Here is a 14,825-nt window from a genome sequence, read left to right on the forward strand (position 1 = left end):
GCAGCAAGCCGCCCCGGCCCGAAGGCACCCGGGACCGTTCAGAACCGCGAAATCACTCTTCGAGCAGCGAACGCAGCATCCAGGCGGTCTGCTCATGCACCGTCAGGCGCTGGGTCAGCAGGTCGGCCGTGGGTTCGTCACTGGCCTTGTCGGCCAGCGGGAACAACTCGCGCGCCGTGCGTGCCACCGCCTCGTGGCCGGTGACCAGGATGCGCACCATCTCCAGCGCCTTGGGCGGGGTGCCGGGGGCGTCGGGCACGGTGGCCAGCTTGCCGAAGTCGGCGTACGAGCCCGGCGCCACATGGCCCAGCGAGCGGATGCGCTCGGCAATCGGGTCGACCGCGTTCCACAGTTCGGTGTACTGCACCATGAACATGGTGTGCAGGGTGTTGAACATCGGCCCGGTCACGTTCCAGTGGAAGTTGTGCGTGGTCAGGTACAGGGTGTAGGTGTCGGCCAGCAGGCGCGACAGGCCCTTGGCGATGGCTGCACGGTCCTTGTCACTGATACCGATGTTGATCGCGGGCGCCGTCTTGGAGGTGCTGCGGGGGGCTTTGGCCATGGGGTCACTCCTTCAGTGTTGAAAAACAAACCATCCACAAGGACTTGAGTCGCCACGATCACGGGCAGACCGCAAGCCATTTGTAATCAGAAGATTCAATGTAACGCCGCCAAACGGTCTTTCACGTAGGACGAACGCCCGAGCATCAAGACAGACGTTTGACACCGGGCAACTCGCAGGCATAGATCGAGTTGCGCAGGGAGGCAATCGCCTCGTAACGGGTGAAGCTGCGGCGCCAGGCCAGCACCACGCGGCGGTAAGGCACATCCCCCTCGAAGGGCAGGTACACCACATGGGCCTCGTCGTCGCTCTTGCGGCGGCGCGTGCGCGGGGCCAGGGCATCCTTGGGCACGCTCAGGCGGGGCACCAGGGTCACGCCCATGCCGGCGGCCACCATGTGCTTGATGGTCTCCAACGACGAGCCCTCGAAGCTTTTGCGGATGCCCTCGGCATTGCTCGAAAAACGGGCGAACTCCGGGCACACCTCCAGCACGTGGTCGCGAAAGCAATGGCCGTTGCCCAGCAGCAGCATGGTCTCGCTCTTCATCTCTTCGGCCGTGATGCTCTTGCGCGCGGCCAGTGGGTGGGTGCTGGGCACGGCGGCCATGAAGGGCTCGTCGTACAGCGGCGCCAGCGCCAGCCCGGTGTCGGGGAAGGGTTCGGCCATGATGGCGCAGTCGATCTCGCCGGTGCGCAGCATCTCCAGCAGCTTGACGGTGAAGTTCTCCTGCAGCATCAGCGGCATCTGCGGCGTGCGCGAGATGGCCTGGCGCACCAGATCGGGCAGCAGGTAAGGGCCGATGGTGTAGATCACCCCCAGCTTCAAGGCGCCGGCCAACGGGTCTTTGCCGCGCTTGGCAATCTCCTTGATGGCGGCGGCCTGCTCCAGCACGCTTTGCGCCTGGCGCACGATCTCCTCGCCCAGCGGGGTGACGCTGACCTCGTTGGCGCTGCGCTCGAACAGCTTCACCTCCAGCTCGTCTTCGAGCTTGCGGATCGCCACCGACAAGGTCGGCTGCGAGACAAAGCAGGCCTCGGCGGCTTTGCCAAAGTGCTTTTCGCGCGCCACGGCCACGATGTATTTGAGTTCGGTCAGGGTCATGAAGGTCTTCGCTGCATGCCGGGCTCGAAGGGGCCCGGCCGGTCCTCAGGCTTTGAGGAATTCCGATTTTCCTCCCAACCAGCGGTTCACGTGCGTCTGGGCCTTTTCGGGGTAGCGGTCCAGCATCTGGGGCGCGGCCTCGCGGGCCCAATCCAGCAGCACGGTGTCGGTGGCCAGATCGGCAAAACGCAGCAGCGGCGCGCCCGACTGGCGCGCGCCCAGGAACTCGCCGGGCCCGCGGATCTCCAGATCCCGCCGGGCGATCTCGAAGCCGTCGGCGGTCTCGGCCATGGCGCGCAGGCGCTCACGGGCCGTCTCGCCCAGACGCCCACTCTCGTTGGTGGCGTACAGCAGCACGCAGGCCGAGGCCGCCGCGCCCCGCCCCACCCGGCCGCGCAACTGGTGCAGCTGGCTCAGGCCGAAGCGCTCGGCGTGCTCGATCACCATCAACGAGGCATTGGGCACATCCACCCCCACCTCGATCACCGTGGTGCTGACCAGCACGCCCATCTGGCCGCTGGTGAAGAGCTCCATCACCGCCTTTTTCTCGGCCGTGGGCATGCGCGAATGCAGCAGCCCCACCATCACGCCGGGCAGGGCGTCACTGAGGTCGGCGTGGGTGGCCGTGGCGTTGCTGAGGTCCAGCGCCTCGCTCTCTTCGATCAACGGGCAGACCCAATAGACCTGACGCCCTTGAGCGATTTGGTCGGCAATGCGCGCCACCACCTCGTCGCGCCGGCTGTCGGACACCAGCTTGGTCACGATGGGCGTGCGGCCGGGCGGCAGCTCGTCGATGGTGGACACATCCAGATCGGCGTAATAGCTCATGGCCAGGGTGCGCGGGATGGGCGTGGCGCTCATCATCAGCAGGTGCGGCTCACGTCCACTGCCGTCATCGAGCTTGCTGCGCAAGGCCAGGCGCTGGGCCACGCCGAAGCGGTGCTGCTCATCGATCAGGGCCAGGGCCAGGTTCTTGAACTTGACCTGGTCCTGGATCACCGCATGCGTGCCCACCACCAGCGCCGCCTCGCCGCTCTCCACCAGGGCCAGGGCAGCGCCCCGCTCCTTTTTCTTCTGGGCACCGGCCAGCCAGGCCACTTTTTTGCCCAAGGGCTCCAGCAAGGGCTCCAGCCAGCCGACCAGCTTGCCGAAGTGCTGTTCAGCCAGGATTTCGGTCGGGGCCATCAGGGCGCACTGCCAGCCCGCATCGATGCAGATCGCCGCCGCCAGCGCCGCCACCACGGTCTTGCCCGAGCCCACATCGCCCTGCAGCAGCCTGTGCATGGGCACGCCGCGCGCCAGATCGTGCGCAATCTCCTCGCACACCCGGCGCTGCGCCGCCGTCAGCGCAAAAGGCAACACCGCCAGCAACTGCTCGTGCAGCGACAGCACGCCGCGCTGGTGCCGCGGCTGCAGGGCCGGGGCGCGCAGGCGCGCACGCTCGCGCTTGGATTCGAGCTGCGACAGCTGCTGTGCCAGCAGCTCTTCGGCCTTGAGGCGTTGCCAGGCCGGGTGGCTGTGGTCCTCCAGCGCCGCCAGCGACACATCGGGCGTGGGGTGGTGCAAAAAGGACAGGGCCGAACGCAGATCGGACAGGCGCAGAAAATCAATGCCCTGCAAGACCTCGGGCGGGATGGTCTCGCTGAGGTCGGCGCGCATCAGGCCCGACTGCACGGCCCGGCGCAGGTAGGGCTGCGGCAACTGGGCCACGGTGGGGTAGATCGGCGTCAGCGCCGTGGGCAGCTCGCCGCCGGCCAGGCGGAAGGCCGGGTGCAGCATCTGCCGCCCCCAGAACCCACCCTTGATCTCACCCCGCACCCGCAGCAGCGCGCCCACCGCCAGCGTCTTCTGGTGCGAGGGGTAGAAGCTGAAAAAGCGCAGCTCGCAGCTGCCGCTCTCGTCCTCCACCGTCACCACCAGCTGGCGGCGCGGACGCAGGGTGATCTCGCTCTTCACCACCGTGGCCTCGATCTGCACGGTGTCGCCATCGCGGGCGTTGCGCAGCAAGGTGATGCGGGTCTCGTCCTCGTAGCGCAGCGGCAGGTGCAGGGCCAGGTCGATGTCACGGCGCAGCCCCATCTTGAGCATGGCTTTTTGCGGCGGCGAGAGTTCGCGCCCGGCAAGAGCAGCCATGTCTGGCTTGGCAGACTTGGGCGGAGAGGGCGGTGTGGCGGGGGGCTTGGGGGCCATGACTGTATTTTTACCCAGTCTTTCAAAGGCCAGGCGCTGCGCACTTCAAAAATGCTGGCCTTTGCACTGCGCCGAGACGGTGAATGCCCCCTCAATACCCTCAACAAGCCCTCGTGATGCTTAATATGATGCAATTCAGCATCCAAATTGGTGAGACCCTCATGCGAACCACGGTGACCATCGACGATGCCCTGTACGAACAAGCGCTTGAAATGGCCGATCCCGGCATGGACAAATCGGATTTGTTCCGTGAGGCGATCAAGGCCTTTGTGCGGCTGCAGGCCGGCAAGCGCCTGGCCGCCCTGGGAGGCAGCCAACCCGAGGCAGCAGACATCCCCAGGCAGCGCGAAGCCCCTGGCACGCCATGACGGTGCTGGTCGACACCTCGGTGTGGGTGGCCCACTTCCGACAGCGCAATGAGACGCTGGTGCAGCTGCTTCTGACGGATCAGGCGCTGACCCACCCGCTGGTGCTCGGTGAACTGGCCTGCGGCACGCCGCCCGAACCCCGCGGTCGCACCCTGGGCGACATCGGCCTGCTGCGCGCGGCCCAGCAAGCCAGCCTGCAAGAGGTGATGGCCTTCATTGAACGGGAACATTTGCATGGCTTGGGCTGCGGCATCGTCGACCTGCTGCTGTTGACCTCCACCCTGCTGACTCCGGGCGCCACGCTCTGGACCCTGGACCAGCGCCTGGACAGGCTGTGTCGGCGTTTTCAGGTGAGCCACGCGGCCAAACTGCATTAAGCTGCGCGCCTGATCTTTCACAACCCCTTGGCACGGGCCTGTCAGGCCCTCAAGCACCATGACGCTTCACCCCGCTTCCCGTCCGTTCACCCTGGCCGATTTCGACTTCGAACTGCCGCCTGAACTGATCGCCCAACACCCCGCTGCCGAGCGCAGCGCCTCGCGCCTGCTCGACGGCACCGGCCCGGCCCCCATCGACCGCATCTTCAAAGAGCTGCCCGGCCTGCTGCGCGCCGGCGACCTGCTGGTGTTCAACGACACCCAGGTGATCAAGGCGCGCCTGTTCGGCGAGAAGTCCACCGGCGGCAAGGTCGAACTGCTGGTCGAGCGCGTGCTGCAGGACCACGAGGTGGTGGCCCACATGAAGGTGAGCAAGAAGCCGCCGGTGGGCAGCACGCTGGAGATGGTGGGCGGCTTCAGCGCCACCCTGCTGGGCCGCTGGCCTGACGAGGACGGCGCGCTGTTCCGCTTCCGCTTCAGCGGCGAACCCCATGCCCTGATGGCCGCCCACGGCCACGTGCCCCTGCCCCCCTACATCGAACACGGCGACTCGGCCGAGGACGAGAAGCGCTACCAGACCGTGTTCGCCCGCCACCCCGGGGCCGTCGCCGCACCCACGGCCGCCCTGCACTTTGACGAGCCCCTGCTGGCCGAACTGGCCGCGCGCGGCATCGAGCGCGCCAGCGTCACCCTGCACGTGGGGGCCGGCACCTTCCAGCCCGTCAAGACCGAGAACCTGGCCGAGCACAAGATGCACCGCGAGTGGTACCAGGTGCCGCTGGACACCCTGGCCGCCCTGGAGCGCTGCCGCCAGCGCGGCGGCCGCGTGGTGGCTGTGGGCACCACCACCGTGCGCACCCTGGAATCGTGGGCCCAGTCGGGCCAGACCTCGGGCGACACGCAGATCTTCATCACGCCCGGCTTCAGCTTCAAGGTGGTCGACGTGCTGATCACCAACTTCCACCTGCCCAAGAGCACGCTGATGATGCTGGTCAGCGCCCTGGCCGGCTACGAGCCCATCATGGCCCTGTACCGCCACGCCATCGCCCAGCAGTACCGCTTCTTCAGCTATGGGGATGCGATGCTGCTGGAGCGCCGACCCAGTGGCTCACCAGCGACCTGATCAAGAGGCACAGGCCGGGAAGCGCCGGGCCTGCTCCTCCTTGGGCAGCAGGGTGGCCAGATCCGCATCGCGCAGCACGGCGATGTAGTCGCCCTGGGCGTTGAAGCGCAGCAGGGTGCTCACCCGCAGGCTGCGCGAGGCCCCGGGGGGCTGACAGCCCTCAAAAGCCAGACCCAGGCCGAGCCGGCGCTTGCCCTCACTGCCTTTCCAGCCCAGGGCCCGGCTGCGCAAGGCCTGCAGGCGCGCCAGGCTGGCCGGTGCGATGCGCCAGACATGCAACTGCAGCCCCGGGCCGGCCTCCCCCGCCAGAGGGCTGAGTTCGGCCGCCCCCCTCATTTCTTCGAGCGGCAGTTTTTCCTCCAGCGTTTCCCAGGTCGTCTGCCCGTTCACGGGGGGCAGCTCACGCGCCACCGTCACATCCAGGGTCATGGAGGACGGGTTCAGGCGCAGCGAGGCGGGGGCCACCAGGGCCGCACGCAAAGCGCCCGGGTCCAGGTCTTCCAGCTGCAGCGCCCGCAGCTTCCACAACGAAGCCAGGGGCACGCTGCCGCAGCCGGCAAGCGCCCCGACCAGCAAGGCAGCCAGGCAGGCCCGCCCAAGACGCAGAGGAAGACCCACAACAAGACGGACAAGAGACATCAGGACACCTTTCTTTGTTTGACTAATTTTCTGCAATTCAACAAAATATTATTGTTTTACAGAAATTAAATCCTGTCTACCGCCATGACAAACGATCTTCAATCCCCGGCCTTCCAACGCCTTTCGCGGCTGCTCAACGGCCTGACCTGGGCCTGCGGCCTGCTGGGAGTCGGCTTTTCAGTGGCTCGCTGGGTCGGCCTGGGCCAAGGCGGCGAAAGCGCCTGGCACAGCCTTTTGCTGCCCCTGCAAGCCCAGTTGGCGGGCTTGAAGCCGCCCCCCAGCTTGAGTTGGCCCTGGCAGCTGGCCGGGCTGGGCCTGGAGTGCCTGCCACTGGCCGCCCTGGCACTCAGCCTGTTGAGCCTGCGCAGCATCTGCGCCGCCTTCATCGCCGGCGAGGTGTTCTCGGGTCAGGCGGTGCGCGGCTTCAAGCGGCTGGGCCAGGGCCTGATGGCCATGGCCTTGCTCAGCGTGCTGTACGGCGCGGGGGTGACGGCCTTGCTGTCCTGGCTGGCCTCGGGGCAGCACGGCGGCATCGTGGCGGTCTCGCTGGGCTCGTTCGAGATCAGCCTGCTGATCCTGGGGCTGTTGATGCGACTGCTGTCCCAGGTGATGGCCGAAGGCCAGCGCCTGAAGGCAGAAACCGAAGCCTTTGTCTGAGCCCAGGACAGCCCATGCCCATCCTGGTCAAACTGGACGAAATGCTGGTGCGCCGCAAGGTGAAGTCGCGCGACCTGGCCGCCCACATCGGCATCACCGAAGCCAACCTGTCGCTGCTCAAGAGCGGCAAGGTCAAAGGCGTGCGCTTCGACACCCTGGCCGCCATCTGCGAGTACCTGGCCTGCCAGCCGGGTGATCTGCTGGCCTGGTCGCCGGGCACAGAGGAGCGCACCGAGCCGGATGCTGCGAGCGACTGAGCGCGGGCCGTCCCGGCAGACAGCCTGGGCCGTCGGCCTGGCCATCTTGCTGCATGGGATGCTGCTCATGGCATGGCGGGCCCCTTCTGGCCCCGCCCCCTCGCCACCGCGCGCTGAACAGCTGGTATTGCAGGCGCAATGGCTGACCGAAGCGCCCAAGGCGTCACCCCCCACTTCCGTGAACAAACCAAGCCAGGCAGCCAACCGAGCAACGGGTGGACAGCGGGCACCTGCACCGATCACGCCTGCACCACCGACCGCCATGGAGGCCAGAACGCTTTCAACGCCTGACACGGCGGCTGCCAGCAGCGCCCCACCCCGGCCTGGGCCCGACAGGGCTGGCCACACCTCGGCCCCCCAGACCCTGCTGCTGAGCCCCGAAGCCCTGGCCAGCAGCCTGCAGCGCGAGCGCCGCTGGCAACAGCAGCACGGGGATGGGCGCCGCTTCCAGGATCGCTTGGAGGCACCTGGCCCCGGCGACTCGCCAGGGACTGCAAGCCTTCAGGAGGGTGCGCCCGGCCCGGGCGGCCGGCTGGAGCGCGTGCAGGGCGCGCTGGGCACCTACTGCGTGCGGCTGCCGCCCCCCGATCGCCCCCTGCCCGACGGCCCGGCCCCCCGCCTGGCCCTGCCCGGCAATTGCCCCTGACGCGTGGCGCTGCGCCCCCTCTGGCGCCCCGCCCCTCCTACAATCCCCGCCATGCTGAATTTCGACCTCCTCGCCACCGACCCCGACAGCCACGCGCGCCGGGGCACGCTCACGCTGAACCACGGTGTGGTGCAAACGCCCATCTTCATGCCTGTGGGCACCTATGGCACGGTCAAGGGCGTGATGCCGCGCAGCCTCGAAGACATGGGCGCGCAAATCATCCTGGGCAACACCTTCCACCTGTGGATGCGACCGGGCCTGGACGTGATGCAGAGCTTTGGCGGACTGCACCAGTTCGAGAAGTGGAACAAGCCCATCCTCACCGACTCGGGCGGTTTCCAGGTCTGGAGCCTGGGGGCCATGCGCAAGATCAGCGAGGAAGGCGTGAAGTTCGCCAGTCCCGTGAACGGCGACAAGCTGTTCCTCACGCCTGAGATCAGCATGCAGATCCAGACCGTGCTGAACTCCGACATCGTGATGCAGTTCGACGAATGCACGCCTTACGAGACCAAGGGCCATCTGACCACCGAGCGTGAGGCGCGCAGTTCGATGGAGCTGTCGCTGCGCTGGGCCCAGCGCTGCAAGACCGAGTTCGCGCGGCTGGAAAACCCCAACGCCCTGTTCGGCATCGTGCAGGGCGGCATGTTCGAGAACCTGCGCGAAGAGTCGCTGGCGGCCCTGGTCGAGATGGACTTTCCGGGCTATGCGGTGGGCGGCGTCAGCGTGGGCGAGCCCAAAGATGAGATGCTGCGCATCATGGCCCACACCCCGCACCGCCTGCCGGCCCACAAGCCACGCTACCTGATGGGCGTGGGCACGCCGGAAGACCTGGTCGAGGGCGTGGCCCAGGGCGTGGACATGTTCGACTGCGTGATGCCGACCCGCAATGCACGCAACGGCACCATCTTCACCCGTTACGGCGACCTGAAGCTGCGCAACGCCCGCCACAAGAGCGACCCGCAGCCGCTGGACGCCACCTGCACCTGCTACGCCTGCGCCGGCACCTCGGGCGTGTCGTGGGCCGATGGCGGGCGCGACGGCTTCAGCCGCGCCTACCTGCACCACCTGGACCGCTGCGGCGAGATGCTGGGCCCGATGCTGACCACGGTGCACAACCTGCACTACTACCTGAACCTGATGCGCGAGGTGCGCGAATCCCTGGACCAGGGCCAGTTCACGGCCTTCCGCGCCCGCTTCAAGACCGAGCGCGCCCGGGGCGTCTGAGTGGCGCAGGGGTAAGCAATTGCTTACCCCTCTTGCACCTGGCTAAGCCCGCCCTCCGCAGGCTCTCTATGCTGCCCAGCCCGCAGCAGCAAGGAGAGCCCCGTGAACCCCGAAGTCGTCTGGCAGTTTCTGACCACCCAGGGCCTGGAACTGGCCCTGAAGGTGCTGGGCGCACTGGCAACCTGGGTGGCCGGGCGTTGGCTGATCGGCCAGCTCACCCGCCTGATCCACCTGACCCTGCTGCGCGGCCACATGGAGCCCACCCTGGCGCAGTACCTGACCTCGATCAGCAAAGGCCTGCTGCACGCGCTGCTGGTGGTGCTGATTCTCGACATCTTCGGCATCAGCACCACTTCGCTGGCCGCCTTGCTGGCCGGCGCGGGGCTGGCCCTCGGGGCCGCCTGGGGCGGTCTGCTGAGCCACTTTGCCGCCGGCCTGTTCCTGCAGGTGCTGCGGCCCTACCGGGTGGGCGACCACGTCAACCTCGCCGGCATCACAGGCCGGGTGCGCGAACTGGGTTTGTTCAACACCCAGCTGATCAGCAGCGACCAGGTGCTGACCCTGGTGGGCAACAACAAGGTGTTTTCCGAGGTGATCCGCAACTACAGTGCGCTGCCGGCACGCCGGGTGGATTGCCAGCTCAAGCTGGCCCACGGGGTCGATGCGGATGAGGCGATCGCCCGCATCCGGGCCGCGCTCGCCACCGTGCCCCATGTGTGCAGCACACCGCCACCCGAGATCGGCATTGCCGAATTCAGCCCCGAAGGGCCGGTGCTGAACGTGCGCCCCTTCACCCACACCGACCACTACTGGCAGGTGTATTACGACACCCACCGTGTGGTGTTGGGTGTCCTGGTCGACGCGGCCTATCCGGTGCCGGAAACGCCCATCCGCCTGCGCGAAGGGTGATGCGGGCAGCCCCCCGGCCCAGCCGATGCCGGACCTGCGGCTTCGTCGCTCAAGTGCCCTCAACCCCTGGGCATCTGCCAACTTTTGACGTTTTCGAGAACTTTCACGAAGTTCAGACCGCCCCCGGAAACGCTACAAAAAGTAAGCTGCGCGCAGGAGGTTTACACACATGAACACTGAAGCCATCTGGCATTTCTTGAGTACGCAAGGGGCTGATTTCGGCCTCAAAGTCCTGGGGGCCCTCGCGGCCTGGATCATCGGTCGCTGGCTGATCGGCCTGGTGGTGCGCTTGCTGGGCACCGTGCTGGCGCGCGGCAGCAAGGTCGACGCCACGCTGGCAGAGTACCTCAAATCCATCCTCACGGTGCTGTTGAACATCGTGCTGGTGATGGCCATCCTGGACATCTTCGGCGTGAGCACCACCTCGTTTGCCGCCCTGCTGGCCGGTGCGGGCCTGGCCATCGGCACCGCCTGGGGCGGCTTGCTGACGCACTTTGCGGCCGGCGTCTTTCTGCAGGTGCTGCGGCCCTACAAGGTGGGCGACTTCGTCAGCGCCGGCGGCGTGACCGGCACGGTGCGCGAACTGGGCCTGTTCGGCACCACCATCGTCACCCCCGACAACGTGGTCACCATCGTGGGCAACAACAAGGTGTTCTCGGACACCATCCAGAACTTCAGCACCCTGCCGGTGCGGCGGGTGGACTGCGTGGCCAAGGTGGCCAACGGGGTCGATGTGCAGGACGCCATCAACCGCCTGAAGGCCGCCGTGAGCAGCATCCCCAACGTGGCGACCACCCCGGCACCCGATGTGGAGATCCTGCAGTTCACCCCTGAAGGCCCCTTGCTCTGTGTGCGCCCCTACACCCACACCGACCACTATTGGCAGGTGTATTTCGACACCCACAAGGCCGTGGTCGCCACCTTTGGTGCAGCCGGCTACCCGGTGCCCGAGACCCCGGTGGCGCACCGCAACCTGCCGGCCTGAGCGGCACCAACGCATCAACTTCAGCCCCCGCCCCAGCCTCAGGCCGGGGCCTGCGGTGGCCGGGCTGGCGCGCCGCAGCTGATGCAATAGCGCACCCAGGCGTTCTTGCGGGTGTGGCACTGGCCGCAATGGTCGTGCAGGCCGATCCCGCAGTGGGGGCAGAAGTCCAGGCCTGGCTGCTTCAGGTCGACCGGTCGCTCGCAGCCCGGGCACACGTTCTTGGCCAGGCGCCCCAGGGCCTGGTCGTAGTCCAGGGTGTCGCGCCGGCGCTGGTCAGGTTCTGCCTCGGCCGCCTGCTGGGCCGCCAGGTAACGGTTCAGGGCCAGGATGGCGTAACGCCCCACCAGCACCGTCACCACAATGCCCACGCCATAGCGCACATAGCCGCCATAACTGGGCAGGTAAGGCACCAGTTCCACGAAGAAGGCCACCAGCGCGAAGCCGATGAAGCCCCACACAAATGGCCAGGCGCTGCTCTTGCGCTGCTTCACAAACAGCCAGCCCGCCACCACCAGCAAGGGCAGGGTCAAGGCCAGGCGGTACAGGAACACGCGCAGCTCCTGCTGTCGGCTGGCGGCCTGCCAGCCGGACTGCGCGTTCTGCTCAAGCTCGTTGAGCTGCTGCTGGGCCTGGTTTTCATGCTGGCGGGCGTCGAGTTCGGCCTGCTGCTGCGCCTCCACCGCCGCCAGGGCCTCGCGCTCGCGCTGCTTGAGCCCGTCGAGCTCCTGGGTGCGCTGCACCAGGGGCGGGTCTTGCTCAGGACGGGCCGTGGCGTGGCGCGTGGACAACCAGTTGTTGAAGGTTTCGCGCGCAGCCTGGTTGTCGGCCTGGGCCCGGGCGTGGGCCAGGCGTGCCTGCTCCAGGGTCTGGGCGGCATCTTCACGCGCCTGACGGGCCTGCCTGAGTTGGTCCCGCGCCCGGGTGGTGGCCGCGCGGTCCATGAAATCAGCCACTTGCACCCGCTGCTCGACCTTGGGCAGGTCGTCGACGATGGCACTGCCCAGGCCGGTCAGGAAGCCACCGAAAACCAGGGCCACCCCCCACAGGCCACGGCGAAACCATTTTTCGGAGAGACGAAGCGATTGAGACATGATGGAACTCCCTTCTGACAGCGGTGCATTTTGAGGTCGGCAGCCGGCTCCAGGCCAGCGTTCACGGCAGGGTTTCCCGCTGCGGAGCGCCGGCCAGGCCGGCACGCGGCAGCCAGGCCAGCACCGAGTCCACCGTGACGGTGGCGATGCGGTCGCTGAAGCGCTGCTCGGCGGGGTGGTCATCAAAGGCCACCTGGGCCCGCGAGACCCGGGCCCCCAGCCGGGTCAGCGGCCCCAGATGCAAGACCGTGGGCTGGTAGCCCTGCAAGCGCAGCCAGGCCTGGGCCTGGGCACGGTCATGCACCTGGGGCGCCAGGGCCGCGGCCAGCAGCTCGATCGCCCACTGGTTGCTCTGCTGGTAACGCTGCCCCCAGGCGTAGCTGACCAGGTTGTAGGCCGGCTCGTGCAGCCAGGCCGTGCGCTGCGCGTTCTGCAGCCAGGGCAGCAAGGCGGCCTGCGCCTGCGGCGTGGGCACGGCCCACACCGCCTCGTAGCGCCACAGACCATCCAGAAAGAATTCGCCCAAGCCCTGGCGCATGACCACGGAACGGCCCGTGCCGCAGGTGTTGAGTTTGTGCAGCACCCGCCACGGGCCTTCGGCACTTTTGTACGCCCAGCCCAGGTGCGAATAGCGCAGGCCGTAGGCGCTGAGGTCCTGCCCGGCCCGACCCAGGACCACCACCTGGGCGCCACTGGCATCGAGGGCCTGGGCCACGCGGGCGGCCAGTGCCATGCCCTGGGTGACCGAGGCCACGGTGGGCCCGCGGTCCTGGCAGTCATGCCCGGCCCACGCCGGCAGGGTGCCCAGCCCGCAAGCCAGGCTGGCCGCAGCGAGGCACCGCATCCATGTCCGGTTCAGGAGCCAATTCAGAAGCATGATCAGCCCCCTCACAGCACACGCTCGTCATGCAGCAAGGCCCGGCCCAGCGCATTGGGCACAAAGGCCAGCAGTTCACCCGCCACCGACAGCAGCACACCGGTGCCGATCACACTGCACACCACCCCGGTGCCCACGCTGTAAGCCACGCGAGCCCCCGCCTGGCCTGCCAACTGCAGGCTGACCTGGGCGCCGTCCGAGGCCCGCTCCAGCACGATCAGCGTGCCACGCGCTGTCGACTGGACGGCCTGGACAGTCAGCACCGCGCCTCCGACCGACAAGGCCACAGGCAGTGTCGCGGCCGCGCCGGCCGCCACCGAGGCGCCGCCGGCCACGGCGACCACGGAGGCCAGCGGCATCAGCGACATGGCCGCCGAGACCTCGCTCTGGGCGCGGGCCGTGCCGGTGCCCAGCGCCAGCAGGGCGCACAGGGCCAGGGTGGCCCGGGCATGTTGAATCAAAGGTACGAGGGGCATGAAACTCATGGTGTCTCCAGGAAAGAACATCGGGATTCGTTCGGGGCTCATTGCGAATCAGAGGTCTGGCCTTGCTGCAGGTCGCGGCGCAGTTGGGCGCGGGCTTCGGCACGGGCCTGGGCCAAGGCGGCTTCGTGGGCATCGCGCAGCGTCTTGGCCAGCGTGAAGGCCGAGCTCACCAGGTAGAGCCAGCTCACGCCCAGGTAGGCCTTGTAGGTTTCGCTGATGTTCATGCGCAGCAGGCCCCAGCCGGTCAGGCCCATGGCCACGGCAAAGCCGCCCCAGACCACCAGGCGCCACAGGGGCGACTCTGCGGCCGTGCTCTGCTGGTCGCGCACCGACTTGGACAGCACGAACACCGCCGTCAGGCAGAACACATAGCCCATCACCATGAAGGCGCGGTCCAGGTCCTGCCCCGGCAACCAGGCCAGGCCGGTGCCGCACAGCGACACGGCCAGGGCAAATGAAACCCAGACTTGCAACTGCCAGCCGCGGGAGTCACGCCCGACGGCGGCAGGGTGGCTGGAAACTGGGGCTTGGCGTGAAAACATGAGAACTCCGGGGTGGTGTTGAAGATGGGCGAATGATCCCCTCACACCGCTCCGCAGGCATCGATTTTCATGACCGGTCAGCTTTTGAAGAACAACAGGTATCGATATTCGATACCTGACACCCGATGAAGGGAAAACACCCGGACAAGAAAAAAGCCACCCGAAGGTGGCTTTTTGAGTGGGGCGAAAGCCGCTGAAGATCGTGGACGATCAGTTCAGAGCGGTCTTCTTGCCATCCTTGTAGGTGTACAGGGTGATGGCCGGGTTCTTCAGTTCGCCGTTGGGCTCGAACGCGATCTTGGCGGTCACGCCCTGGAAGTTGGTTTCGATCAGCTTCGGGGTGTAGACCTTCGGGTCCACCGAGTTGGCACGCTTCATCGCGTCAACCAGCACGAAGGTCGCGTCGTAGGTGTACGGGCTGTACACCTGGAACTGGTTGGGGTACTTCGCGTCGTAGCGCTTCTTCCAGGCTTCGCCGCCAGGCATCTTCGACAGCGAGGCACCGCCTTCGGCGCACACCACGTTTTCCAGCGTCTTGGCACCGGCGGCCAGCTTGGCCAGCTCGGACGTGCAGATGCCGTCACCACCGAAGTACTTCACGTTGCCCAGACCCAGTTGCTCCATCTGGCGCAGCATCGGGCCGCCTTGCGGGTCCATGCCACCGAAGAAGATGCCGTCCGGGTTCTTGGCCTTGATCGAGGTCAGGATGGCCATGAAGTCGGTGGCCTTGTCGGTGGTGAACTGCTCGTCCACCACGGTGATGCCCTTGCTGGCAGCGATCTTCTTGAACA

At 67.1% G+C, this 14,825-nt stretch carries 18 protein-coding genes; 9 read left to right on the forward strand and 9 right to left on the reverse strand.

The features are described from left to right. Nucleotides 1-52 precede the first annotated feature (52 nt). The 3 genes from L880_RS0115555 to recG all read right to left on the reverse strand — a co-directional run bounded on the left by L880_RS0115555 (nt 53) and on the right by recG (nt 3,797). Complete coding sequence (locus L880_RS0115555; RefSeq protein WP_027476466.1) at nt 53-562, reverse strand: Dps family protein; 510 nt, start codon at nt 560-562, stop codon at nt 53-55. A 145-nt stretch (nt 563-707) separates the two neighbouring features. Continuing rightward, entirely contained in the window at nt 708-1,664 is a 957-nt protein-coding gene (locus L880_RS0115560) for a LysR substrate-binding domain-containing protein (RefSeq protein WP_027476467.1), read from the reverse strand. Between the two features lie 45 nt (nt 1,665-1,709). Continuing rightward, nucleotides 1,710-3,797 carry an ATP-dependent DNA helicase RecG gene (recG, locus tag L880_RS0115565; protein ID WP_027476468.1) on the reverse strand — a complete coding sequence of 696 codons (2,088 nt, stop codon included), beginning with the start codon at nt 3,795-3,797 and terminating at the stop codon, nt 1,710-1,712. Between the two features lie 218 nt (nt 3,798-4,015). On the opposite strand from recG, the gene L880_RS0115570 reads away from it, so the two are divergent. The 3 genes from L880_RS0115570 to queA are packed head-to-tail and all read left to right on the forward strand — an operon-like array spanning nt 4,016 to nt 5,722. After that, on the forward strand, nt 4,016-4,222 hold the full coding sequence (locus L880_RS0115570) for a type II toxin-antitoxin system VapB family antitoxin (protein ID WP_027476469.1): 207 nt from the start codon (nt 4,016-4,018) through the stop codon (nt 4,220-4,222). Continuing rightward, a complete protein-coding gene (locus tag L880_RS0115575; protein WP_027476470.1) occupies nt 4,219-4,599 on the forward strand; it encodes a PIN domain-containing protein in 381 nt (126 codons plus the stop codon). The genes L880_RS0115570 and L880_RS0115575 overlap by 4 nt, the downstream gene beginning before the upstream one ends. A 58-nt stretch (nt 4,600-4,657) precedes the next feature. After that, nucleotides 4,658-5,722: a tRNA preQ1(34) S-adenosylmethionine ribosyltransferase-isomerase QueA gene (gene queA, locus L880_RS0115580; protein WP_027476471.1), complete on the forward strand. Its 1,065-nt coding sequence runs from the start codon at nt 4,658-4,660 to the stop codon at nt 5,720-5,722. Here queA and L880_RS0115585 read toward each other — a convergent pair whose 3' ends face one another. Then, complete coding sequence (locus L880_RS0115585; RefSeq protein ID WP_157462905.1) at nt 5,723-6,361, reverse strand: hypothetical protein; 639 nt, start codon at nt 6,359-6,361, stop codon at nt 5,723-5,725. Nucleotides 6,362-6,445: 84 nt separating this feature from the next. Here L880_RS0115585 and L880_RS0115590 point away from each other — a divergent pair, with 84 nt between their 5' ends. The 6 genes from L880_RS0115590 (at nt 6,446) to L880_RS0115615 (ending at nt 11,039) form a co-directional block, all read left to right on the forward strand. Then, the gene (locus L880_RS0115590) at nt 6,446-7,018 is read left to right on the forward strand and encodes a DUF2975 domain-containing protein (protein WP_027476473.1); all 573 of its coding nucleotides are present in this window, start codon (nt 6,446-6,448) and stop codon (nt 7,016-7,018) included. Nucleotides 7,019-7,032: 14 nt separating this feature from the next. After that, the gene (locus L880_RS0115595; protein WP_027476474.1) at nt 7,033-7,275 is read left to right on the forward strand and encodes a helix-turn-helix domain-containing protein; all 243 of its coding nucleotides are present in this window, start codon (nt 7,033-7,035) and stop codon (nt 7,273-7,275) included. A 262-nt stretch (nt 7,276-7,537) separates the two neighbouring features. Beyond that, on the forward strand, nt 7,538-7,921 hold the full coding sequence (locus tag L880_RS0115600) for a hypothetical protein (RefSeq protein WP_027476475.1): 384 nt from the start codon (nt 7,538-7,540) through the stop codon (nt 7,919-7,921). A gap of 51 nt (nt 7,922-7,972) precedes the next feature. After that, on the forward strand, nt 7,973-9,145 hold the full coding sequence (gene tgt, locus L880_RS0115605) for a tRNA guanosine(34) transglycosylase Tgt (protein WP_019576380.1): 1,173 nt from the start codon (nt 7,973-7,975) through the stop codon (nt 9,143-9,145). 102 nt (nt 9,146-9,247) lie between these two features. Continuing rightward, entirely contained in the window at nt 9,248-10,054 is an 807-nt protein-coding gene (locus L880_RS0115610) for a mechanosensitive ion channel family protein (protein ID WP_027476476.1), read from the forward strand. A 169-nt stretch (nt 10,055-10,223) separates the two neighbouring features. Continuing rightward, on the forward strand, nt 10,224-11,039 hold the full coding sequence (locus L880_RS0115615; RefSeq protein WP_027476477.1) for a mechanosensitive ion channel family protein: 816 nt from the start codon (nt 10,224-10,226) through the stop codon (nt 11,037-11,039). A 38-nt stretch (nt 11,040-11,077) separates the two neighbouring features. On the opposite strand, the gene L880_RS0115620 is transcribed toward L880_RS0115615, so the two are convergent. The 5 genes from L880_RS0115620 to L880_RS0115640 all read right to left on the reverse strand — a co-directional run. Beyond that, nucleotides 11,078-12,130 (reverse strand): zinc ribbon domain-containing protein, encoded by a 1,053-nt coding sequence (locus tag L880_RS0115620; protein ID WP_027476478.1) that lies wholly within the window; start codon nt 12,128-12,130, stop codon nt 11,078-11,080. Between the two features lie 61 nt (nt 12,131-12,191). Then, nucleotides 12,192-12,974, reverse strand: coding sequence for a DUF2145 domain-containing protein (locus tag L880_RS0115625; protein ID WP_027476479.1), 783 nt, complete (start codon nt 12,972-12,974; stop codon nt 12,192-12,194). 44 nt (nt 12,975-13,018) lie between these two features. Then, nucleotides 13,019-13,492, reverse strand: a complete 474-nt coding sequence (locus L880_RS0115630; RefSeq protein ID WP_051443341.1) for a hypothetical protein — start codon at nt 13,490-13,492, stop codon at nt 13,019-13,021. A 38-nt stretch (nt 13,493-13,530) separates the two neighbouring features. Beyond that, on the reverse strand, nt 13,531-14,034 hold the full coding sequence (locus L880_RS0115635) for a YiaA/YiaB family inner membrane protein (protein ID WP_027476481.1): 504 nt from the start codon (nt 14,032-14,034) through the stop codon (nt 13,531-13,533). Between the two features lie 210 nt (nt 14,035-14,244). After that, nucleotides 14,245-14,825 (reverse strand): branched-chain amino acid ABC transporter substrate-binding protein (locus L880_RS0115640; RefSeq protein ID WP_027474688.1); only part of this gene is annotated, 581 nt, incomplete at its 5' end.

It is taken from the genome of Curvibacter gracilis ATCC BAA-807, from assembly GCF_000518645.1.
GTDB classification, from domain to species: domain Bacteria; phylum Pseudomonadota; class Gammaproteobacteria; order Burkholderiales; family Burkholderiaceae_C; genus Curvibacter; species Curvibacter gracilis.